The organism is Pseudomonas sp. GW704-F2 (assembly GCF_059423025.1).
Window position 1 is genome coordinate 68301 of sequence record NZ_JBWKXO010000024.1, and the last position, 23555, is coordinate 91855.

Annotated in this window: 10 protein-coding genes; 4 read left to right on the plus strand and 6 right to left on the minus strand. The window is 65.7% G+C overall.

Annotated elements, in window-relative coordinates; all coding sequences use genetic code 11:
• Positions 1-16: 16 nt before the first annotated feature.
• Positions 17-2185 carry a mechanosensitive ion channel family protein gene (locus tag AC07W0_RS20210; protein WP_102618023.1) on the plus strand — a complete coding sequence of 723 codons (2169 nt, stop codon included), beginning with the start codon at positions 17-19 and terminating at the stop codon, positions 2183-2185.
• Positions 2186-2257: 72 nt separating this feature from the next.
• Here AC07W0_RS20210 and AC07W0_RS20215 read toward each other — a convergent pair whose 3' ends face one another.
• The 5 genes from AC07W0_RS20215 to AC07W0_RS20235 all read right to left on the minus strand — a co-directional run bounded on the left by AC07W0_RS20215 (position 2258) and on the right by AC07W0_RS20235 (position 7039).
• Entirely contained in the window at positions 2258-2479 is a 222-nt protein-coding gene (locus AC07W0_RS20215; protein ID WP_017845810.1) for an MbtH family protein, read from the minus strand.
• An 82-nt stretch (positions 2480-2561) separates the two neighbouring features.
• Positions 2562-3974 carry an aspartate aminotransferase family protein gene (locus tag AC07W0_RS20220; protein WP_046382551.1) on the minus strand — a complete coding sequence of 471 codons (1413 nt, stop codon included), beginning with the start codon at positions 3972-3974 and terminating at the stop codon, positions 2562-2564.
• A 173-nt stretch (positions 3975-4147) separates the two neighbouring features.
• Positions 4148-4915 (minus strand): N-acetylmuramoyl-L-alanine amidase, encoded by a 768-nt coding sequence (locus AC07W0_RS20225; RefSeq protein ID WP_102618024.1) that lies wholly within the window; start codon positions 4913-4915, stop codon positions 4148-4150.
• A gap of 124 nt (positions 4916-5039) precedes the next feature.
• Positions 5040-6359 (minus strand): ATP-binding protein, encoded by a 1320-nt coding sequence (locus AC07W0_RS20230; protein ID WP_046382549.1) that lies wholly within the window; start codon positions 6357-6359, stop codon positions 5040-5042.
• A complete protein-coding gene (locus tag AC07W0_RS20235; RefSeq protein WP_046382548.1) occupies positions 6359-7039 on the minus strand; it encodes a response regulator in 681 nt (226 codons plus the stop codon). Before AC07W0_RS20235 ends, AC07W0_RS20230 begins: the two co-directional genes overlap by 1 nt.
• A gap of 176 nt (positions 7040-7215) precedes the next feature.
• Between AC07W0_RS20235 and dsbD the strand changes: the two genes are divergently transcribed.
• Genes dsbD through dsbG form a run of 3 tightly spaced genes read left to right on the plus strand, consistent with a single transcriptional unit; the run spans position 7216 to position 10540 of the window.
• A complete protein-coding gene (gene dsbD, locus AC07W0_RS20240; protein WP_057003883.1) occupies positions 7216-8943 on the plus strand; it encodes a protein-disulfide reductase DsbD in 1728 nt (575 codons plus the stop codon).
• Positions 8943-9803 (plus strand): TlpA disulfide reductase family protein, encoded by an 861-nt coding sequence (locus AC07W0_RS20245; protein WP_046382546.1) that lies wholly within the window; start codon positions 8943-8945, stop codon positions 9801-9803. Before dsbD ends, AC07W0_RS20245 begins: the two co-directional genes overlap by 1 nt.
• Positions 9779-10540: a thiol:disulfide interchange protein DsbG gene (dsbG, locus tag AC07W0_RS20250; protein ID WP_017845803.1), complete on the plus strand. Its 762-nt coding sequence runs from the start codon at positions 9779-9781 to the stop codon at positions 10538-10540. Before AC07W0_RS20245 ends, dsbG begins: the two co-directional genes overlap by 25 nt.
• A gap of 114 nt (positions 10541-10654) precedes the next feature.
• Here the strand turns inward: dsbG and AC07W0_RS20255 are convergent, their stop codons facing one another.
• Positions 10655-23551 (minus strand): non-ribosomal peptide synthetase, encoded by a 12897-nt coding sequence (locus tag AC07W0_RS20255; RefSeq protein ID WP_102618025.1) that lies wholly within the window; start codon positions 23549-23551, stop codon positions 10655-10657.
• Positions 23552-23555: the final 4 nt, after the last annotated feature.

Genomic DNA, 23555 nt, shown 5'->3' on the forward strand with positions numbered 1-23555 from the left:
CAAGGTTGACCGCCTCGTGCTTTCCCGTCTGCTTGCCCTGCCCTGCTGTTTGCTGATCGCCCTGCTCACCCTGCTCCCGCTCGCCCCGGCCCAGGCCATGGGTTTGCCCGGGCTGCTGGGTGGCACCAGCAAGCCGCAACCCCAGGCCGAGCTGCCGCTGGGGCAGTCGCTGGACGAGGTGATCAAGACCCTGGAAAACGACCAGCAGCGCACCCAGTTGCTGAACGACCTGAAAAAGCTGCGCCAGACCGCGCAAAAGGCCCAGCCGGCCGCCGAACAAGGCGTGCTCGGGCTGATCGGCAGCACGTTGTCCGGCCTTGAGCAGCAGTTTTCCGGCGCCGACAGCCCGCTGGGACGCTGGTCCGACGAAGTGGACATGGCCACGGATGAACTCAAGGCCTTGATGCTGCCGGCCAGCGAATGGCTGCCGATCATCTTCGGTTTTGCCCTGATCCTCGCCGTGTGGAGCCTGCTGGCTGCCGCGCTGATCTGGCTCAGCCACCGGGTGCGCGAGCGCTTCGGCCTGACCGAAGAACTGCCGCAACACCCGCGCACCTGGGACTTGCTGCGCTTCGCCCTGCGCAAACTGGGGCCGTGGCTGATCGCGCTGGTAATCACCGTGTACCTGAGTTACGCGCTGCCCTCGTCCCTGGGCAAATCCCTGGCGATGGTGCTGGCGTATGCCCTGGTGGTTGGCACCTGTTTCTCGGCGATCTGCGTGATCGCATTCTCCGTGCTGGACGGCCCCCATCGCCGTCACGCGTTGTATATCCTGCGGCGCCAGGCGTTCCGGCCGTTGTGGTGGATCGGCAGTTTCGCCGCCTTTGGCGAAGCCCTGGGCGACCCCAGGCTGGTCGCTGCGCTGGGCCAGCACCTGGCGCACACGGCGGCAACCGTCGCCAATGTGATGGCCGCGTTGTCCACCGGCGTGTTCATCCTGCGCTTCCGCCGGCCGATTGCGCACCTGATCCGCAACCAGCCGCTGTCCCGTCGCCTGACCCGCCGCGCCCTCAGCGACACAATCGAAATCATCGGCACCTTCTGGTACATCCCGGCCCTGCTGTTGGTCGGCATTTCACTGTTCGCCACCTTCGTCTCCGCCGGCGACACCAGCACCGCCTTGCGCCAGTCGCTGCTCTGCACGGTGTTGCTGGTGCTGTGCATGGTGATCAACGGCCTGGTACGCCGCCATGCCCTCAAGCCGCAACGCGGGCACAAGCGCCATGCGCTGTACTCCGAGCGCCTGAAGAGTTTCGTCTACACCCTCGCCCACCTGCTGGTGTGGCTGACGTTTATCGAGCTGGGGCTACGGGTCTGGGGCCTGTCGCTGATCCGCTTCACCGAAGGCGACGGCCATGAAATCAGCGTCAAGCTGTTCGGCCTCGGCGGCACGCTGCTGTTTGCCTGGCTGATCTGGATTCTCAGCGACACCGCGATCCATCACGCCCTCACCCGTTCGCGCAAAGGCCTGGCCAACGCCCGTGCGCAAACCATGATGCCGCTGATCCGTAACGTGCTGTTCGTGACCATCTTCATCATTGCCGCCATCGTCGCCCTGGCCAACATGGGCATGAACGTCACGCCGCTGCTGGCCGGTGCCGGTGTGATCGGCCTGGCCATCGGTTTTGGCGCGCAGTCGCTGGTGGCGGACTTGATCACCGGCCTGTTCATCATCATCGAAGACTCCCTGGCCATCGACGACTACGTCGACGTCGGCGGCCACCTCGGCACGGTCGAGGGCCTGACCATCCGTACCGTGCGCCTGCGCGACATCGACGGCATCGTGCATACCATCCCGTTCAGCGAGATCAAGAGCATCAAGAACTACTCCCGTGAGTTCGGCTACGCGATCTTCCGGGTAGCGATCCCCTACAACATGGAAATCGACGATGCGATCAAGTTGATGCGCGACGTCGGCCAGAAAATGCGCAACGACCCGCTGCAACGCCGCAATATCTGGTCACCGCTGGAGATTCAGGGCGTGGAAAGTTTCGAGTCGGGCAGCGCGATTCTGCGGGCGCGCTTCAAGACCGCGCCGATCAAGCAGTGGGAGGTGTCGCGGGCGTTCAACCTGTCGCTGAAACGTCATCTGGACGAGGCCGGGCTGGACCTGGCCACGCCGCGCCTGAGTGTGCAAGTGGTGACCGGCGCGTCGGGCGGGCTGGAGAAAGACAAGAACGCCTGAGTCCTGAGGGTCAATGTGGGAGCAAGCGGTCGAGCCCCACATTGGATCTTCGCTGATGTCAGTGTCGCGGGTTCAAGCCAGCGCGGTGCCGTCCATTTTCTGGCGCAGGCTCAACGGACGCATGTCGGTCCAGACCTCTTCGATGTAGGCCAGGCACTCCTTCTTCATGCCGCTCTTGCCCACGGTGCGCCAGCCTTCCGGCACGGCCTTGTAGTCGGGCCAGATCGAATACTGTTCTTCATGGTTGACCACTACCTGAAACAGGATGTCGTCGCGGTCGAATACTGAGGTCATTGCTGTTCTCCATCGCTCAAAGGCCGGCTGCGCACCACGCGCAGCGCTGATATCTGTAGGAACGTACCAGGCGGGTAAAAAATTAGAGGCTGGCGACCGCCGCAGCCAGGGCACGCCCGAAAATCTCGGCGACCTGGTCGATCTGGGCGGCACTGATCACCAACGGCGGCAGGAAGCGCACCACGCTGCCATGGCGGCCGCCCAGTTCCAGAATCAGGCCGCGCTTGAGGCATTCGCGCTGCACCAGCGGCGCCAGTTGGCGGTGGACCGGCGGGTGGCCCTGGATATCCGGCGCGCCGTTCGGGTCCACCAGTTCCACGCCGAGCATCAGCCCGCGCCCGCGAATATCGCCCAATTGCGCAAAGTCGCGCTGCAGGATGCGCAACTGCTCCGCCAGGCGCTCGCCCATCGCCGCCGCATGGCCGGCCAGGTCGTGCTCCTTGAGGTAGCGCATCACCGCCGACCCTGCCGCCATCGCCATCTGATTGCCACGGAAAGTGCCGGCATGGGCGCCCGGCAACCAGGTGTCGAGCCAGTCGCGGTACACCACCACCGCCAACGGCAGGCTGCCGCCGATGGCCTTGGACATCACCACCACATCCGGAATGATGCCCGCGTGTTCGAAGGCGAACATCTTGCCGGTGCGCGCGAAACCGCTCTGGATTTCATCGACGATCAACGCCACACCCGCCTGCTCGGTAATCCGCCGCAGGCCGCGCAGCCAGTCGAGGTCCGCCGGGATCACGCCACCCTCGCCCTGCACCACTTCGACAATCACCGCCGCCGGCAACAGCACCCCGGCTTCCGGGTCGTTGAGCAGGTTTTCCAGATAATGCAGGTTGACCCGCACGCCTTGCGCGCCGCCCAGGCCGAACGGGCAGCGGTAATCGTAGGGGAACGGCAGGAATTGCACGCCATTGCCGAGCAAGGCGCCCAAGGGTTTCTTCGGCCCCAGGCTGCCCATCAAGCTCAGCGCGCCCTGGCTCATGCCGTGATAACCGCCCTGGAACGACAACACCGTGCTACGCCCCGTGGCGGTGCGTACCAGCTTCAACGCGGCTTCCACCGCGTCAGTGCCGGTGGGGCCGCAGAACTGGATTTTCGCTTCCTGCGCCAACGCGGCCGGCAACAGGCCGAACAGGTCTTGCACGAATTGATCCTTGACCGGGGTGGTCAGGTCGAGGGTGTGCAACGGCAGTTCGTCGCTCAACACCTGCTGGATGGCGGCGATCACCACCGGGTGGTTATGCCCCAACGCCAAGGTACCCGCACCGGCCAGGCAGTCGATGAAACGGCGGCCTTCCACGTCTTCCACGTAAATGCCCTTGGCTCGCTTGAGTGCCAAAGGGATGCGCCGCGGGTAGCTGCGGGCGTTGGACTCCTGCTGGCGCTGGCGTGCCAGCAGCGGGCTTTCGTCGAACTGGTAGAGCGTTTCCACGGGCGCCGGGCTGACCTGCACCCGAGCGTCTGCGATTTGGCTGGTAGCGACTGACATCTCTGGATCCCTCGATACGCGGGTGATGGTGACCAAACTGCCGATCCGTTGGCGTCTGGCCCAAGGGCCTGCGCGCGGATTGCCTGTTGTGGAAACGCACCAGCGTCGAATGGATTTAGGTGTTGTGGCGGTTAACAGACGGATCAAGCGCCCCAATTAAGCCGCGCTCGCTGTCAAAGGCCCCGGTACTTGTCATTCAGTGCATACAAAATCGCACACGTCTCAGCATCCAGGGCTCCGCCGTAATCCCTGGGCCGAAAGTGCATTTGAAACGCACGGGTCCGCAGCTCGAACGCCTGGCGATTCTGCGCCGGTTTATACCCGTAGCGCTGAAACGCCCGCTCCACTTCCACCTCGGGCGGTAACCCGACACAAAAGCGGCGCTGATACATCGCCCGCGTCGCCTCATCAAACCAGGCCCCCACGCCCGCCTCGAACAGGCCGCGCCAAGGCAAGCGCGGCCCCGGATCGCTCTTGCGCCAGTACGCCACATCCGAATGCCCGAGGATGTCGCTCGGGCCGATGTGCGGGTAACGCGCGAGAATGTCGCGCAGCAGTTCGATCAATACCTCCACCTGCTCCCGAGGGTACGCAGGAAAGGTAAACACCCCGCCCTCATCCCGCGCCAGGTTGACGACCTCGATGCCGATCGCGCGGCTGTTGAGGTTGTCCCGTCCGCCCCAGTGGCTCGCCCCCGCATGCCAGGCGCGCTGGCCCTCATCCACCAGGCGGAACACGCGCAACTCGTCGTAACCGGCGGCGCGGTAGCCGGGCTCGGCCGGATCGGGCAGCAGATAGTGCGCGCTGACGCCGTGTCGCGTCAGGGTGTGCAGGGATGACATAAAGGGCGCGGCGGTGTAATGCAGGACCACTTGCGCCACGGGCTCGCCGTTGCGTGCGTTGAAGTCCTTGGCGGGAAAACTGGTATCGATGACCAACATAAGAAGCGTCCTTTTCGGTACAGGCCGAGTCATTCGGCCCGTTCAAGCGCAAAACAATGACCGCCATCCTGAAGGGTTGAACGTCAGGCGGGCGGTAACTATTTGGCACACGAAAGAACGCGGGTCAGCGCCGCAGCGGCATACCCAGATCGACCCGCAGGCCATCCGGCTGGCTGTCGAACGTCAACGAGCAGGAGCAGCGCTGGACGATCGCCTGCACAATCGCCAGGCCCAGGCCGCAGCCCTCGCTGTTGCCGTTGCGCCAGAAGCGCTGGGTCAGGTATTGCAGGTCTTCGCTGGCGATCTGTTTGCCGTGGTCGCGCACGCGGAACACCACCTGATCGCCGGCCATCAACACACTCAGCTCCACCCGGGTATCGGCCGGGGTGTGGCGCAGGGCGTTGTCCAGCAGGTTGCGCAGGGCCGCGACGGCCAGGCCCACCGGCATTTCCAGCGGGGTATCGCTGAGGTCGTCCGGCAGGATCAGGTCGATGCGCTGGTTGTCGCCGGCGTTGGCATCCTGGATCGCCAGCCGTGCGACTTGCTCGGCACTCGACTGCACGCCGTCGTCGAACGACAGGCTGCCCTCCACCCGTGCCAACAACAGCAATTGCTCGAGGGTGCGGTGCAGGCGGTCGGCGCCCTCCTCGGCATGGGCCAGGGACTGGTCGCGGGCCGCGCCGTCGGTCATGCGCGCCACTTGCAGGTGGGTCTTGATCGCAGTCAGCGGGCTGCGCAGTTCGTGGGCGGCGTCGCCGGTGAGGCGACGTTCGCGCTCGATGGTCTTGGCGATGCGCTGCAACAGTTGGTTCTGGGTGTCGAGCAGCGGTTTCAGCTCGCTGGGCAGCGGGTGGATCTGCAACGGTTCGAGGGAATCGGCGCTGCGCCGCATCAATGCATCGCGCATGCGATTGAGCGGCTGCAGGCTTTGACCGATCCCCAGCCACAGCAGGCACAGGCAGCCCAACAACGCCACGCCGACCGGCACCGAGGCCGCCAGCAGGATCGACAGGTTCAACGCCTCGCGCTCCACCTGGCGGTCGGCGGTGGTAATGAACAGATCGCCACGGGCCAGGGTGAAGCTGCGCCACGCCGCGCCGTCGATGATCTGGTCGCGAAAACCGCTGCGATGGGATTCCAGCCCCTGGTCCGGTGTGGTGTGGCTGCGCGCCAACACTTCACCGCGCAAGGAACTGACCTGACAGGCCATGCCGCCCGGCACGTTCAGTTGCTCGGCGCTGAAGTGCTTGCCCTCGGCGCTGCTCGCCAGGCCCGGCATCTGCTCCATCAAACCGGCGACCATACGCGCCGACGCGACCAGGCGCTGGTCGAGGGAGAACATCATCTGATTGCGCAGATCGTTGAGCATCCAGGCCGCCGCCAGCGCCCAGATCAACACAAAAGCGGCACCGAGCTTGAAGGTCAGGCGCAGGCGCAGGCTCATCACGAAGCGCTCTCTCCACCATCCGCCGGCCCCAGGCGGTAGCCCAGGCCACGCACCGTTTCGACGATGCCGTTGCCCAATTTGCGCCGCAGATGGTGGATATGCACGTTGAGGGCGTTGCTTTCCAGTTCGTCGTTGAAACCGTAGACGCTGTCTTTGAGCTGTTCGCTGGAGAGCACGCGGCCCTTGTTGTGCAGCAGCGCCTGCAACAGCGCTTGTTCACGGCGGGAAAGGTCCACGGGCTGCCCGGCCAGCAGGGTTTCGCGGCTGCTCGGGTCGTAACTGAGGCGGCCGTGTTCGATCAGGTTGACACTGCGCCCGGCCACCCGCCGCAGCAAGGTTTGCAGGCGCGCGGCGAGTTCGCGCAGGTCGAAGGGCTTGAGCAGGTAATCATCGGCGCCGGCTTGCAGGCCGTCGACGCGGTTGGTCACCGAATCCCGCGCGGTGAGGATCAGCACCGGAATTTCCAGGCCCTGGCTGCGCTGTTGTTGCAGCAACTTGAGGCCGTCTTCGTCGGGCAGCCCGAGGTCGAGCACCATGATGTCGAATTCGGCAGCCTTGAGCATCGCCCGCGCGGCGGCGGCGGTGGCCACGCGCTCGACGGTAAAGCCCTGGGCACCGAGGCCGGCCACGATGCCGCTGGCGATCAATTCGTCGTCTTCACAGACCAGTACGTGCATGCTGAACCCTTCATGAAAGATGGGGGGATTAGAAGACAGATCGATTAAGCGCGCATTATGCCGCCAAAGTTCGCAACATCAGATAATCCCTACGCTCTAGAATAGCGTCCGGTTAATCATCGGTTAATCAACACCACACATTGTGTGCCTCACTTGCATCGAACTAAGGCTTGACCATGCGGCATCTATTTACCTTACTGCTGATGTTGTTCGCGGGATTCGCCCAGGCTGCGCCGGGTAACCCGTTCGAGACCAAACCCGACTTCCTCCCGGTGGGCAAGGCCTTCACCTTGACGTCCGAACGCCTGGAGTCCGGCGAAACCCAGCTGTTCTGGCAGATAGCCGATGGTTATTACCTGTACCAACAACGCATGAAGTTCGACGGCCTCGCCGAAAAACCCGCGCTGCCCGAGGGTGAAGCCCATAGCGATGAGTTCTTCGGCGAACAGCAAGTATACCGCCAAGGCCTCGAAGTGAAGATTCCGGCGGGGACGACCGGCCAGGTCAAGCTGGGCTGGCAGGGCTGTGCCGATGCCGGCCTGTGTTACCCGCCACAGTCGATGACCGTGGACCTGGGCGGCAACCCGGCCGTCGCCGCCACCGCACAAGCCCAGGACCAGAGCCTGGCCAGCGGCCTGCAGCAGCGCAGCCTGGGGTGGAGTCTGCTGGTGTTCTTCGGCCTGGGCCTGTTGCTGGCGTTTGCCCCGTGTTCGTTGCCGATGTTGCCGATCCTCGCCGGCCTGGTGGTCGGCAGCGGGGCCAACCCGCGTCGCGGTTTTGCGTTGGCCGGCAGCTACGTGGTGTGCATGGCGCTGGTGTATGCCGCGCTGGGCGTACTGGCCGCGCTGCTCGGCAGCAACCTGGCGGCGCTGCTGCAAACCCCGTGGATACTCGGCAGCTTCGCGGCCTTGTTCGTGATCCTGGCCCTGCCGATGTTCGGCTTTTTCGAACTGCAACTGCCGGTGGCCCTGCGCGATCGCCTCGACAACGTCAGCCGCAACCAGAGCGGCGGCAGCCTGATCGGCGCCGGAGTGCTCGGCGCGCTGTCCGGCCTGCTGGTCGGCCCCTGCATGACCGCGCCCCTGGCCGGCGCCCTGCTCTACATCGCCCAGAGCGGCAATGCCCTGCACGGCGGGCTGATCCTGTTCGCCATGGGCATCGGCATTGGCGTGCCTCTGTTGCTGCTGGTGACCGTGGGCAACCGCTTCCTGCCCAAGCCGGGCACCTGGATGAACGTGCTCAAGGGCGTGTTCGGCTTCCTGTTCCTGGCCACCGCCGTGTTGATGATCCGCCCGGTGGTCGGGGAAAACCTGTGGCTCGGCCTGTGGGGTGCGCTGGCCATGGCCATGGCCTATTGCGGCTGGCGCCTGGCCCAGGATTTCGGGCGGGTCGCCATGCTGTCCGGCGCCGTTTCCGTGGTGCTCGGGTTGTGGGGCGGCCTGCTGCTGGTCGGTGCGGCCGGCGGCAGCGACGATGTGTGGCAACCGCTGAAGGTCTACAGCGGCTCGCGGATCAGCGGCGCGCCGAGTGCCCACGATGCGTTCATGACGATCAACGACCCGGCCGTGCTGCAAAGCCAGCTCGACAGCGCCAAGGCCCAGGGCCAATGGGTGCTGGTGGATTACTACGCCGACTGGTGCGTGTCATGCAAGATCATGGAAAAACAGGTGTTCGGCAAACCCCACGTAATGGACGCCTTGAAAGACGTGCGCCTGCTGCGCCTGGACGTCACCGCCGACAATGCCGCCAGCCGCGCACTGCTCGATCGCTACAAAGTGCCGGGGCCACCGAGCTTCGTATGGATCGGCCCGGACGGTGAAGAACGCCGCGCCCGGCGCATTACCGGCGAAGTCGATGCCGATACGTTCCTGCAACGCTGGACCCAGACGCGGGACGCCCGCTGATGCTGACCCTGACCATCGGCACCTTCGCCATCGCCCTGAATCACATCCTGCTGATCGGCGCGCTGATTCTTGCCACCCTGGTGGGCTGGCGCGTGGCCAAGCGTGGTGGGGAAAACCCGGAGTCGGTGCTGTTCAGCCTGTTCCTGCTGGGCATGTTGACGGCCCGCGTCAGCTTTGTGCTGATGTACTGGAGTTACTACCGCAACGACCCGCTGCAGATCGTCGACCTGCGCGACGGCGGCTTTCTCGCCTGGCCCGGCGTCATTGCACTGATCCTCGGCGCGCTGCTGTATGGCTGGCGCCGCCCGGCCCTGCGCAAACCGTTGAGTGCCGGGGTCATCACCGGCCTGCTGTTCTGGGGCATGACCAGCCTGTCGCTGAGCCTGTATGACAAGGGCTCGCGCCTGCCGGACATCACCCTGCGCAACGCCAATGGCGAAGTGGTGCAACTGGGCGATTACCAGGGTGGTCCGCTGGTGATCAACCTGTGGGCCACGTGGTGCCCGCCGTGCCGTCGGGAAATGCCGGTACTCGAACGCGCCCAACGCCAACGCCCCGACGTGACGTTCCTGTTCGTCAACCAGGCCGAAAGCATGCAAAGCGTCAGCACTTACCTGGCAACCCAGGGCCTGACCCTGGACAACGTCTTGTTCGACGCCAGCGGCCGCCTCGGCCAGGCCGTGGGTTCCATGGCCTTGCCGACCACGCTGTTCTACCAAGCCGATGGACGCCTGATCAACAGCCACCTCGGTGAACTGTCCCAGGCCAGCCTGGCCCGTGCCATGGAACCCTTCGACACCGCCCCTGCCGTCACGCCCCCTACAAGGAAACCGACATGCCCCGCCTCCGCCACCTGCTGACCCTGTTATCACTGAGCATGGCCGCCACCCTGGCCCAGGCCGAAGACTGGCCGGCCCCGATCAAACAGATCGAAGCCAAGGGCGCCAAGATCCTCGGCAAGTTCGACGCCCCCAGCGGCCTCACCGGCTACGCCGCGCAGTACCAGAACCGCGGCATGGCGCTGTACCTGAGCGCCGACGGCAAAAGCGTGCTCGCCGGCACCCTGTACGACGCCCAGGGCAATGACCTGAGCAGCGCACCCCTGGAACAACTGGTGTACGCGCCGATGGCCAAGGAAGTCTGGGCGAAGATGGAAAAAAGCAGCTGGATCCAGGACGGCGACACCAACGCGCCGCGCACGGTCTACCTGTTCAGCGACCCCAACTGCCCGTACTGCAACATGTTCTGGGAACAGGCGCGGCCCTGGGTCAAGGCCGGCAAGGTGCAGTTGCGTCACATCATGGTCGGCATCATCCGCCAAGACAGCCCAGGCAAATCCGCCGCCCTGCTGGCCAGCCCAGACCCGCAAAAAGCCCTGCAAGAACACGAAGCCGCCGGCAAGGGCAGCAAGTTGCAGGCGCTGGACAAAATCCCGGCGGCGATTGAAGCCAAGCTCGAGGCCAATATGAAGTTGATGGATGAGCTGGAGTTGTCGGCGACGCCAGCGATTTTCTATCTGGATGACAAGGGCGGCTTGCAGCAACAGCAAGGGGCGCCGTCGCCGGATAAGTTGGTGAAGATCCTTGGGCCGAAATAGGCGGCGTCTGGACTGACGCTATCGGGGGCAAGCCCCCTCCCACATTTGAAGGCATGAACCCGGTCGAGTGTGGGAGGGGCCTTGCCCCGATGAGGCCCATGCAGGCAGCGAAAATTACAGGCCCTCCAACTCCGCCATCAAATCACTCAACCGATCCACCTTCTCGGCACTGATCGCTGTCGCCGCCAGCCCATCGATGTACTCGGCCAACTGCGCCACCGTGCTGCACTCGAACATCGCCCGCAACGGCACATCCCGTTGCAACGTCTTCTGCACGCGCGAGGCGATCTGCGTGGCCAGCAACGAGTGCCCGCCCAGCTCGAAGAAGTTGTCCTGCACGCCCACCCGGTCGACCTTGAGCACCTCGGCCCAAATCGCGGCCAATGTCCCCTCCAGTGCCGTGCGCGGCGCCAGGTAGGCCTGGTCGTGCAACTGGCCGATCTCCAGGGCTGGCAGGGCGTTGCGGTCGAGTTTGCCGTTGGCGTTGAGCGGCAGGCGCTCGAGCCACAGCCAATGCAGTGGCACCATGTATTCCGGCAGTTCAGAACGCAGGTGTTGCTTGATGTGGTCCAGGCACTCGCCAGGGTCGAGGGTGGTATCGGCGGCCACCAGGTAACCGACCAAGTGTTTGCCGTTGACGCCCTCCTGCACGCCGACCGCCGCGTCGCGCACTGCCGCTTGTTCATGCAGACGCGCTTCGATTTCCCCCAGCTCGATGCGGTAGCCGCGGATTTTCACCTGATGGTCGATACGCCCGACGTACTCCAGCACCCCATCGCTGCGTCGCCGTGCCAGGTCGCCGCTGCGGTACAGACGCTCGCCCGCGGCGCCGAACGGGTTGGGCACGAACACCTGGGCGGTGCGCAGCGGGTCGCTGACGTAACCGCGCCCTACGCCGGTACCGGCGACGCACAGCTCGCCCACCGCGCCCTGCGGCACCAACGCCAGCGCAGCGTCCAGCACGTACAAGCGGTTGTTGTCGGTCGGCGTACCAATCGGTAGGTAAGTGCCCCGGGTCGAGGCCAGGTCGACACGGAAGAACGCCACATCATCCGAACATTCCGCCGGACCATAAGCGTTGACCAAGCCAATCTCGGGGTAACGCAGCAACCACTGCTGCGCCAGCTCCGGCGGCATGGCTTCGCCGGTCGGCAGCATCCAGCGCAGGCCGTCCAGGCGGATGCGTGCCTCGGCCAGCATGCCCTGGATCAGCGACGGCACGCTTTCCAACACGCTGATGCCCTGGGCCTGCACATGGGCGAGCAAGCCCTGGGGATCGTGGGCGACGGCATTCGGCACGATATCCACCCGCGCGCCGAACAGCGGCGCGGCAAGGAACTGCCACACCGAAATATCGAAACTCTGCGAGGCGGTTTGCGCGATCACATCCACCGGGCTCAGGTCCAGGTACGGCACCTTGCTCAACTGGTTGTTGAGCATGCCGCGCTGTTCGACCATCACGCCTTTGGGCAGGCCGGTGGAGCCCGAGGTATAGATCACATAGGCAAGGTTGTCCGGGCCACTGTAAATGCCGGGGTTCGCCCCACGAGCAGGCACCTCCTCCCACACCAGCAACTGGCATTCCACGCCTTGCAGCAGCTCAATGGCCTGCTCGCGACACGCCTCGGTACACACCAGCAACGGGGTGCGGCTCAGCTCGATAATCCGGCTCAGACGCTGACCGGGCAGCCCCGGGTCGAGCGGCAGGTAACCGGCACCGGCCTTGAAGCTACCGATGATCATGCCGAGCAAATCGAGACTGCGCTCCGCCAGCAATGCCACCGGCTGGTCCAGGCCGACACCCGCGGCGATCAGTGCGTGGCCCAGGCCGTTACTGCGCCGGTTCAACTCGGCATACGTCCACTGTCGGTCGAGGCACGTGGCGACGATGCGTTGCGGATGCTGCACCACCTGGGCTTCGAACAGCTCGATATAGCTGCGCTCCAGCGGGTAGGCGTGCTCGCTCCGATTGCAGCCGTGTACCAGAAATTCACGCTCCTGCGCGCCCATCAATGGCAGTTCGGCCATGTCGCCATGAAAACCCTGCATCAGCGCCAGCAGCAGGCGCTTGAACTCGCTCAACATGCCCTGCACGGTGCTTTCATCGAAGTAACGCTGGTCGTAGGACAGGTGCAAACCAAGCTCATCGCCCGGATAGCACACGGCCGTCAGCGGGAAGTTGGTGTGGGTGCGGCCGGAGTCCGAGGTGGCGTTCAGGCTTTGCGCACGGTCGAGTACCGAGACTTCCACCGGGGCGTTTTCGAACACGAACAGGCTGTCGAACAGCGGTTGACCCTTGGGCAATTCGCTGTGTTCCTGAAGGGTCACCAGCGGCAGGTATTCGTACTCGCGCAGTTGCATATTGCTGTCGAGCAGGCCATTCAACCAGTGGCGCACGCTGCACTGTTGGCCCTCCTCGGGCAGCTTCACACGCAGCGCGATGCTGTTGATGAACAGGCCGACGGTCCGTTGCATGTCCGGCATGTCCACCGGACGCCCGGCCACGGTGACGCCGAACAGCACGTCACGCTCGCCGCTCAAGCGCCGCAGCACCAGGGCCCATGCGGCCTGGGCAAAGGTGTTGACGGTCAGTTGATGGGCCTGGGCCAGTTCGCGCAGGTGTATACCGTCGCGGGCATCGAGGCGGGTGTAGCAATCGCCCACTACCATGCCGCCGCTGCCACCGGCGTGTTCGCGCAGGAACGGGCGGTCGCTGGGGATCGGCGTGGTGCGCTCGAAGCCCCGCAGGTTGTGCTGCCACCACTGGCGCGCCGCACTCAGGTTCTGGCGTTGCAGCCAGGCGATGTAGTCGCGATAACGCGGCGGCGTGGCCAGTTGCGCGTCGTGGCCTGCGCCGAGGGCCGTGTAGAGGTCGAAGAAGTCATTCATCAACAACGAACGGCACCAGGCATCGATGAGGATGTGGTGGTTGCTCATCATGAACCAGTAGCGCGCTTCAGCGACGCGGATCAGGCGAAGGTGGAACGGCGCCTGGTTGAGCAGATCGAAACCGGCTTCGCGCTCGGCCTTGAGCAGGGCTTGCAGACGCGGTTCCTGTTCGGCCTCGGCAACGGCGCTCCAGTCCAGGTACTCGATCGGCGTGCTGCCGGGTTTGTGGATCACTTGCAGCATGTCCTCGCCGACGTTCCAGCAGAACGAGGCGCGCAAGGCTTCGTGACGGGCGATCACCGCTTGCCAGGCCTGGGCGAAACGCTCGGGGTCGAGGGCGCTGTCGATGCGGTAGCGGTCCTGCATGTAGTAGAGGCCGGTGCCCGGTTCAAGCAGGGTATGCAGCAGCAGGCCTTCCTGCATTGGGGTCAGCGGGTACACGTCTTCGATCGCACTGGCGGGCACCGGCAAGGCGTCCAACTGCGCCTGGGTCAGGCGTGCCAGGGGGAAGTCGGAAGGCGTGAGGCCGCCGGCGCCGTCCTTGAGGCAATGGGCGATCAGGCTGTGCAGTTCGTCCAGGTAGGCCGCGGCCAACTCGCCAATCGTCTGCTGATCGTGGCGTGCGCGGCTGAAGGTCCAGCGCAGCACCAGTTCGCCGCCGTACACCTGGCTGTCGACACTCAGTTCGTTGGGCAGCGGCGCATCCGGGTCATGGGCGAGGCCGGCGGATTCCTCCAGCGGGTGGAACAGTGCATCGGCGCCGAAGCTCTGGTCGAACTGGCCGAGGTAGTTGAAGGTGATGTCGGCACTCGGCAGTGCGGCCATCGTCTGTTTGCACAGGTCGTCCGCCAGGTAGCGCAGCACGCCGTAGCCCAGGCCTTTGTGCGGCACGCCGCGCAATTGCTCCTTGATGGCTTTGATCGATGCGCCCTGCTCCGCCAGCGGCGTCAGGCGCACCGGATAGGCGCTGGTGAACCAGCCGACGCTGCGGGTCAGGTCGATCTCATCGAACAGGGTTTCGCGGCCGTGGCCTTCCAGTTGGATCAGCGCCGAGGCGTGACCGCTCCAGCGGCACAGCACCCGGGCCAGTGCGGTCAGCAGCAGGTCGTTGACCTGGGTGCGATAAGCGCTGGGGGCTTGTTGCAGTAACTGGCGGGTGCGTTCGGCGTCCAGGCGCACGCTGAGCGTCTCGGCATCGCGATGGCGCAATGCGCCGTGCGGACGCGCCACCGGCAAGGGCACCGCCGCACCGGCCAAGCACTCCTGCCAGACGCACAATTCTTCGCGCAGGGATTCGCTGCCGGCATAGGCCTGCAAGCGGGCGGCCCAGTCGCGCAAGGCACTGGTCTTGGCCGGCAGGCTGACGGATTGGCCGTCGCTCAATTGGCGATAGACGTTTTGCAGATCCTCAAGCAACACACGCCACGACACACCATCCACCACCAGGTGATGGATCACGATCAGCAGGCGCTGCTGGCCTTGCGGGCCGTCCACCAGCAACGCGCGCAACAGCGGGCCGTGGGCCAGGTCGAGGCTGCGTTGGGTGTCGCTGAACAACGCGCTGCACTGCTGCAGATCACGCACTTGCGCCTGCATCAGCACACCGCCCTCCGGCACGGCCAGGTGTTCGGCGTGCCATTGCGCGTCGCGCCGGGTGAAGCTCAGGCGCAGCGCGTCATGCTGTTCCAGCACCGCCAGCAGGGCTTGCTCCAGGCGATGGGGATCGAGCAGTTGCAGCGGTTTGAGCACCAGCGCCTGGTTCCAGTGTTGACGCGCGGGAATCTCTGTCTCGAAGAACCACTGCTGGATCGGCGTGAGCCCCGAGCGGCCGCTCAGCATGCCTTGCTCGGCGCTGACCTGCTCGGCGCGTGTGGCGACGGCGGCCAGGGTCTGTACGGTCTGGTGCTGGAACAAATCCCGCGGGCTGAAGTGAATCCCGGCCTGGCGCGCACGGCTGACCACCTGGATCGACAGGATCGAATCGCCGCCCAGTTCAAAGAAGTTATCGTCGAGACCGACCTGCTGCACGTTCAACACCGCGCACCAGATCGCCGCCAACGCCTGCTCCAGCGCGTTGCGCGGCGCCACGTAGTGTTGGCGATTCGCCTCGGCATCCGGCGGCGGCAAGGCGCGGCGGTCGAGCTTGCCGTTGGCGGTCAGCGGCATGCTGTCCAGCACGAGCCAATGGGCGGGCACCATGTAGTCCGGCAGTTGCGCTTTGAGGTGCGCCTTCAAGGCGTCGCGCAAGGGGCCGTGCTCGGCGTCGCTGGCCAGATAGGCCACCAGCTGTTTGCCGCTCGGCGAATCCAGCGCCAGCACCACCGCTTCAAGCACGGCGGGATGTTCGAGCAGGCGCGTTTCGATCTCGCCCAGTTCGATGCGGAAACCACGGATCTTCACCTGATGGTCGATCCGCCCGAGGTATTCCACCTGGCCATCGCTCAGTTGGCGCACCAGATCGCCGGTGCGGTACAGGCGACCGCCATGGGCCGCGAAGGGGTCCGCGACAAAACGCTCCGCGGTCATCCCCGGACGCTGGTGATAACCCTGCGCCAGCCCTGCCCCGCCGACGTACAACTCGCCGCTCGCGCCTTGCGGTACCAGGGCCAGGTCGGCGTCGAGAATATAGGCCACGCGGGCGCCGACGATGCTGCCGATCGGCACGCTGCCGACGCCCTCCGCCAAGTGCTGCGGTGCGAGGCCGGCCAGCGGCATCACCACGGTTTCAGTCGGGCCGTAGGCGTTGAAAAACACCTGCGGCTGGAACGCGGCGCGGATGCGCTGCAGGTGTTCGCCGGTCAGCGCCTCGCCGCCGGTGATGCACAACCGCACCGGCAAGGTCTGCCGCTGGGTCGCCAGCCATTGCGCCAACTGGCTGCCATAGCTCGGGGTGAAGCCCAGCACATTGATGCGGTGGGTGCGGATCAGCCCGCAGATCTGCTCGGCATCCCACTGGCCCTGGGCGCGCAATACCAGTTGTGCGCCGCTGAGCAACGGCACCAGCAAACGCTCGGTGGCGGCGTCGAAGTTGATCGAATAGAAGTGCAGCTCACAGTCATCCGGGCGCATGCCGAAACGCTCGATCACGGCCTGGCAGTGCATGGCGATTTCGCCGTGGCACACCACCACGCCTTTCGGCTTGCCGGTGGAGCCGGAGGTGTAGATCAGGTACGCCGGGTGTTGCGGCAGGCTGAGAAACGGCGGCTCACTGGCCGGGTAGTTCACCAGCACCGGCAGGTCGTCTTCGAGGCACCAGCACGCCAGCGTCGCCGGCAGTTCACCGAGGGCGGCGAACATCGCCGCATCACTGAGCAGCAAGCCGATGCCGCTGTCTTCGATCATGTAATGCAGGCGGTCCAGCGGGTACTCCGGGTCCAGCGGCACATAGGCGCCGCCGGCCTTGAGAATCGCCAGCAGGCCGATGACCATTTCCAGGGAGCGCGGCAACGCCAGGCCGACCCGCACCTGCGGGCCGACGCCACGCTCGCGCAGCATCCAGGCCAGGCGGTTGGCGCGGGCATTCAGTTCGCGGTAGCTGAGGGTCTCACCGGCAAACGTCAGTGCCGGCGAGTCGGCACGGGCCAGTGCCTGCTGGTTGAACAGTGAGTGAAGGCACTGGTCGAGGCGCTGTTCAGCCGCGTCGTTCCCCAGGCTGCGCTGCAATGCGTGCTGCTCGTCGGCACCCAGCATCGGCAGTTCGCTGAGGCGTTGCTGCGGGTCGGCGATCAGCGCTTCGAGCAGGTTGCACCAATGTTCGGCCATGCGCGCAACGCGCGGCTCATCGAACAAATCGGTGCTGTAGGTCAGGCAGCATCCCAGGCGATGGTCGAGGTCGGTGACTTCCAGGTTGAGGTCGAACTTGGTCGCACGCGCATCGTTGGCCAGGTACTCGACGCTCATCCCGCCCAGTTGGCGGCGCTGCTGGAATTCCCAGCGCTGCACGTTGCACATCACTTGGAACAGCGGGTTGTACGCCGCGCTGCGCGGTGGTTGCAGCGCTTCCACCAGATGGTCGAACGGCAGGTCCTGGTGAGACTGGCCCTCGATCACGGTGTGACGGACTTGCTCGAACAACTCACCGACGCTCATCTGCCCGTCGAGCCGGCAACGCAGTACCTGAGTGTTGAGGAAGGCGCCGATCAGCCCTTCGCTTTCCGGGCGAATCCGATTGGCCACCGGAGCGCCGATGCGCAGGTCGGTCTGGCCGCTGTAGCGGTAGAGCAACACCGCCAGGGTGGCGGTCATGCTCATGAACAGGGTCAGGCCGTGCGCAGCATTGAAGGCCCGAACGCGCGCGGCCAGTTCGTCGCTCAAATCAAAACGGTACAGCCCGCCGCGGTGGCTTTGCACCGGCGGCCGCGGGCGGTCGCCGGGCAGTTCCAGCAGCGGATGCTCATAACCCAATTGCGCGATCCAGTAATCGAGCTGGCGCTGGCGCTCGCCGGACTCCAGCCACTGGCGCTGCCACACGCTGTAGTCGAGGTACTGCACCGGCAGCGGCGCCAGCGGCGAGTCGCGCTCGTCGATGAAGGCTTCGTACAGCGCGCTGAGCTCACGGGCAAAGATGTCCATGGCCCAGCCTTCGGTGACGATATGGTGCAAGGTCAGCACCAGGTAATGCTCCTGCGCGCCGGCCTTGACCAGGCACACGCGCAACAGCGGCCCGGTTTCCAGGTTGAACGGCGTGTGCGCCTCGACATCGGCCAGCTGCTGCAAGCGTTGCTCGCATTCGAGGTGGCTCAGCGCCGAGAAGTCCTGCCAGCCCATGCGCAGGCCGGTCTGCGCCGACACCTGCTGATGGGCCACGCCATCGACGCTCGGGAAGGTGGTCCGCAGGGTTTCGTGGCGCATGACCAAGGCCTGCAACGCGGCCTCGAAACGCCCCACGTCGAGCACCCCGCGCAAACGCGCCATGCCGCCGACGTTGTACGCCGGGCTGTCCGGCTCCAACTGCCAGAGGAACCACATCCGCTGCTGGGAATAGGACAGCGGCACCGGCCGGCTGCGGTCGACCTGGGCGATGGCGGTCTGTTGGTTGCGTTGGCCGGCGGCCTGGATCTGCCCGACCTGCTCGGCAAATGCGCCGAGTTCGCTGGCTTCGAACAGGGTGCGCAACGGCAGCTCGACGTCACACGCCTGGCGGGTGCGCGAGATGATTTGCGTGGCCAGCAACGAATGGCCGCCGAGGGCGAAAAAATCATCGCGCAGGCCGATCCGTGGCAGGCCCAGCACTTCGCGCCAGATCGCCGCAATCTGCTGCTGCAATGGGCTCTCGGGTTCAACGTGTTCGCGGGTTTGCCACACCGGCTCGGGCAGCGCACGGCGGTCCAGCTTGCCGCTCGGGCTCAGGGGCATGGCGTCCAGGCGCATCAGGTGCGCGGGCACCATGTATTCCGGCAGCGCGGCGGCCAGGGCGGCTTTGACGGTTTGGGCGTCGAGCGCGGCAGTGGCGGTGTAATAGCCGATCAATTGGTCATCGCGCACCAGCACCACGGCCTGGGCGATACCGTCGAGGGCCAGCAGGCGCGCTTCGATTTCTTGCGGCTCGACGCGAAAGCCGCGCAACTTGACCTGCTGATCGAGACGACCGAGGTAGTCGAGCACGCCGTCAGCGCTCCAGCGTGCGCGGTCACCGCTGCGATACAGACGGCTGCCCGGCGCGCCCAAGGGGTCAGCGACAAAACGCTCGGCGGTGAGCCCGGCGCGGCCGAGGTAACCGCGTGCCAGGCCGATGCCGCCGATGCACAGCTCGCCCGGCACTCCCGCTGGCAACGGGTTGAGCTGCTCGTCGAGCACGCGGCAGATCACATTGCCCAGCGGTCGGCCAATCGGCGAGCGCTCGCCATCCTCGGCGCGGCAGTGCCAATGAGTGACGTTGATCGCGGTTTCGGTCGGGCCATAACGGTTGTGCAACTGCACCGCCGGCAACCGCGCAAGCACACGGTCACGCAACTCGGCGGGCAAGGCTTCGCCGCCGCAGAACAGACGGCGCAGGCTGGTGCATTCGGCCGCCAACGGCTCGTCGATAAACAGCTGCAACAGCGGCGGCACAAAGTGCAGAGTGGTCACGCCATGGGCCTGCACCAGTTGCGCGATGCGCTGCGGGTCGCGCTGCTCGCCCGGCCCCGCCAACACCAGGCGGCAGCCGGTGATCAGCGGCCAGAAGCACTCCCACACCGACACGTCGAAACTGATCGGGGCTTTTTGCAGCAGCACGTCGCTGTCATTCAGCGCATAGGTGGCCTGCATCCACTGCAAGCGCTCGGCCAGGGCCGCATGGGTGTTGCCCACGCCCTTGGGTTGGCCGGTGGAGCCGGAGGTGTAGATCACGTAGGCGAGGTGCTCGCCGTCCAGATGCAGGCCCGGCGGCTGGGTCGGCCAGCGGTCGAGGTGCAGGCTGTCCATGGCAATCACGCACACGTCTTCGGCCGTGGGTAATTGCGCCAGCAACGCGGTCTGGGTCAGCAGCAGGTGGACGCCGCTGTCCTTGAGCATGTAGGCCAGGCGCTCGGCGGGGTAATCCGGGTCCAGCGGCACGTAGGCGCCGCCGGCCTTGATGATCGCCAGCAGGCCGATCAACAGTTGCGGCGAACGCTCGGCGGCGATGGCCACGCACACGTCGGGGCCGACGCCCTTGTCGCGCAGGTAATGGGCCAGGCGGTTGGCCTGGGTGTGCAGTTGGGCAAAGCTCAGGCTGCCGCCCTGCCAGACCAGCGCGGTGCGGTCCGAGGTGTGTTGGTTGAGCTGTTCGGGCAAGCATTGCCGGGCCGGCGCGCAAGGCGCTTCGCTCCAGGGCCGCTGTTCGTCGTGTTGTATCAATTTGAGGTCGCCGAGAGCCCGCTGCGGTTGCTCGCACACGGCGTGCAGCAGGTTGATGAAGTGCTCGGCCAGGCGTTGGATGGTGGTGCTTTCGAACAATTCGTCGGCGTAGTCGAACGCCAGGCTCAGGCGCCCGTTGCGGTCTTCTTCGCTGTGCAATTGCAGGTCGAACTTGGCTTCGCGGCTGTGCCACGCCAGTTCTTCGGCGAGCAGGCCCGGCAGGCGACGCAAAGCGCCGAGGTCGCGCTGCTGATGGTTGAACATCACCTGGAACAGGCCCTGTTCACGGGCGTGGGGGAACGCTTCGAGCAGTTGTTCGAAGGGCAGATCCTGATGGGCCTGGGCGCCCACTGCCGCCTGGCGCGTGGCCGCCAACAGCTGGTTGAACGGCAGGCGCCCGTCCAGCTCGGCGCGCAGTACCAGGGTGTTGATAAAGAAGCCGACCAGGCCTTGGGTTTCCTGGCGCGGGCGGTTGGCGCTGGGCACGCCGATGCGGATGTCGCGCTGGCCGCTGTAGCGGTAGAGCAAGGTCTGGAACGCCGCGAGCAACAGCATGAACGGCGTCGATTGGTTGGCCTGGGCAGTCTGGCGAATCGCCGCGCTGAGGCTTGCGCCCAGACGCACGTTGTGGCGCGAAGCACTGTTGCGTTGCCGCGCCGCACGCGGGTGATCGGTGGCCAGGCTCAAGGCCGGGTGTTCGTCTCCCAACTGCGCCTTCCAGTACGCCAGTTGCCGCTGGCCTTCGCCCTCGGCCAACCATTGGCGCTGCCAGTTGCCGTAGTCGGCGTATTGCACGGCCAGTGGCGGCAGTTGCAGGGGCTGGCCCTGAGACGCCGCGGCGTACAGGCGGGAGAACTCATCGATGAGGATATTCAGCGACCAGCCGTCGGCGATGATGTGATGCAGCGTCACCAGCAACTGATGATCTTCGTCGTCCAGGCGCACCAGGCTCACCCGCAGCAGCGGGCCGTTTTCCAGGTCGAACGCGGTGTGCGCCTGCTCCTCGCGGATCTGCTGCGCCCGGGCTTCGCGCGCGGCGGCGGGCAGGTCGCCAAGGTCGATGACGTGCAAGTCGAATGCGCTGCTGGCCAACACCCGTTGGAAGGCTTGCCCATCCCGTTCGTAGAAGCGCGTGCGCAGGGCTGGGTGGCGCTGGATCAGCTGCGCGAAGCTGGCGCGCACTGCGTCTGCATCCAGCTCGCCGCGCAGGCGCAGGGCACCGGGGATGGTGTATGCGTAGCTCTGCGGGTCGAGTTGCCAGGTGATCCACAGGCGATTCTGTGCGAGGGATTGCGGCAGTTCATCCTCATGCGACAAGCACTGGATCGCGCCTTGGGCGACGCCGCCATCCTGCTGCAGCTGTGCCACATCGGCGGCGAAGGCCGACAAGGTCGGCGCTTCGAACAGCAGGCGCAGGTTCAGTTCCAGGCCCAGGGTTTCGCGCAGGCGCGCAACCACTTGGGTCGCGCTGATGGAGTTGCCGCCGAGCAGGAAGAAGTGGTCATCCGCCGCTACCGTCGCAACCTGCAACTGCTCGCACCAGATCGCCGCGATCTGGGTCTGCAAGGTGGACGCCAGCGCGACATCACTGGCCGCCCCTTGCAGACCGGGGAACTGCGCGTAGCTGTCGAGGCTGCCATCGGCGTAACGCAACGCACACGCCGAGCGCTGCAGCTTGCCGCTGGAGGTCTTCGGCAACGCGCCGGGGTTGAGCAGCACCACCACGCACGGCGCCTCTTGATAGGCTTCGGCCACGGCTTGGCGGATCGCCGTGATCAGCGCTTGCGGCGCGAGGATTTTCTGCACGCTGCGGCTGATCTCAGCGGCGATACCGATGCCTTCCTGGCCCTGCTCATTCACCGCGAACGCCGCGACCCGGCCTTTGCGCACCACCTCCACTTCGCGCTCGATGGTCTGCTCGATGTCCTGCGGGTAGAGGTTGTGGCCGCGCACGATCAGCAGGTCTTTCAAGCGCCCGGTGATGTACACCTCGCCCTCGCGGATAAAGCCCAGGTCGCCGCTGCGCAGCCAGGTGCGGCCGGCGTGCTGGACGAAGGTCTTGGCGCTGGCTTCGGGGTTGCGCCAGTAGCCGTGGGCAATGCTCGGGCCGCTGGCCCAGAGTTCGCCGACGCAGTTGTCAGGCAGTTCGCTCAAGGTGTGGGGATCGGCGATCAGCACCGCGTGGTCCGGCTGATGTGTGCCGCAACTCATGATCGCCGCGCCCGGCCCCGGCTCGGCGCGGTTGGCGGCCAGCGCCTGCGCATCCAGGCGCAGCGCCGGGATACCGTGGCCACGGCGGCCGCCGGCGACAAACAGGGTTGCTTCGGCCAGGCCGTAGGAGGCGAAGAAGTTGTTCGCGGTGAAACCGCACGGGGCGAACTTCTCGGCGAAGCGTTCCAGGGTGTCGAGGCGGATCGGTTCGGAGCCGGAATACGCTACGCGCCAGCGCTTCAAATCCAGGCGTTCCAGGGCCGATTCGCTGACCCGTTCGCTGCACAAGCGGTAGGCGAAATCCGGGCCGCCGCTGATGGTGCCGCCGTATTCGCTGATCGCTTCCAGCCAGCGCAAGGGCCGGCCGAGGAAGTACGCCGGCGACATCAACACGCAGGGCACGCCGCTGAAGATCGGTTGCAGCAGGCCGCCGATCAGGCCCATGTCGTGGTACAGCGGCAGCCAACTGACGATCACGTCATCCGGGTTCAGGTCGATGCCGAAACCGCGCCGGATCAGCAGTTCATTGGCAACCAGATTGCCGTGGCTGACCTGCACGCCCTTGGGCAAGGCGGTGGAGCCCGAGGTGTATTGCAGGAAGGCGATGTCGTCGGCTTGCACATCGGTGGCGACCCAGCGCTCGGCAAGCGCGCTGTCGAGGGTGTCGACCGCCAGCAGCGGCGGCGCGTTTTCGATCTGCGCCAAGTCGTCGCCGAGGCTGGCGATGGTCAGCAACAGGCGCGGTTCGGCGTCGGCGATGATCGACAGCAAGCGCGCCTGGTGATGGTGACGAGCGGACTCCGGCGGATAGGCCGGCACCGCGATCACCCCGGCGTACAGGCAACCGAAGAACGCCGCCACGTAGTCCGGCCCGCTGGGGAACAACAACACGGCACGGTCGCCCAGGTCGGCGTTGGCCTGCAGGGCGGCGGCGATGGTACGGGCGCGCTGGTCGAGGTCGCGGTAGCTGAGGACCACGTTGTGTTCGGCGGACTCAGCGAGGAAACGCAGAGCGATCCGCTCCGGAGTCTGCGCGGCGCGGCGTTGAAGGGACTGGGCCAGGGTGCGGGGAAGTTCGAAGGCGTCCATCATGGGG

Excerpts from the sequence above, each read along its gene's own strand:
- AC07W0_RS20245 (WP_046382546.1), top strand. The coding sequence starts at position 8,943 with ATGCTGACCCTGACCATCGGCACCTTCGCCATCGCCCTGAATCACATC.
- AC07W0_RS20255 (WP_102618025.1), bottom strand. The coding sequence starts at position 23,551 with ATGATGGACGCCTTCGAACTTCCCCGCACCCTGGCCCAGTCCCTTCAA.
- AC07W0_RS20220 (WP_046382551.1), bottom strand. The coding sequence starts at position 3,974 with ATGTCAGTCGCTACCAGCCAAATCGCAGACGCTCGGGTGCAGGTCAGC.
- AC07W0_RS20230 (WP_046382549.1), bottom strand. The coding sequence starts at position 6,359 with ATGAGCCTGCGCCTGCGCCTGACCTTCAAGCTCGGTGCCGCTTTTGTG.
- dsbG (WP_017845803.1), top strand. The coding sequence starts at position 9,779 with ATGCCCCGCCTCCGCCACCTGCTGACCCTGTTATCACTGAGCATGGCC.
- AC07W0_RS20235 (WP_046382548.1), bottom strand. The coding sequence starts at position 7,039 with ATGCACGTACTGGTCTGTGAAGACGACGAATTGATCGCCAGCGGCATC.
- dsbD (WP_057003883.1), top strand. The coding sequence starts at position 7,216 with ATGCGGCATCTATTTACCTTACTGCTGATGTTGTTCGCGGGATTCGCC.
- AC07W0_RS20215 (WP_017845810.1), bottom strand. The coding sequence starts at position 2,479 with ATGACCTCAGTATTCGACCGCGACGACATCCTGTTTCAGGTAGTGGTC.
- AC07W0_RS20225 (WP_102618024.1), bottom strand. The coding sequence starts at position 4,915 with ATGTTGGTCATCGATACCAGTTTTCCCGCCAAGGACTTCAACGCACGC.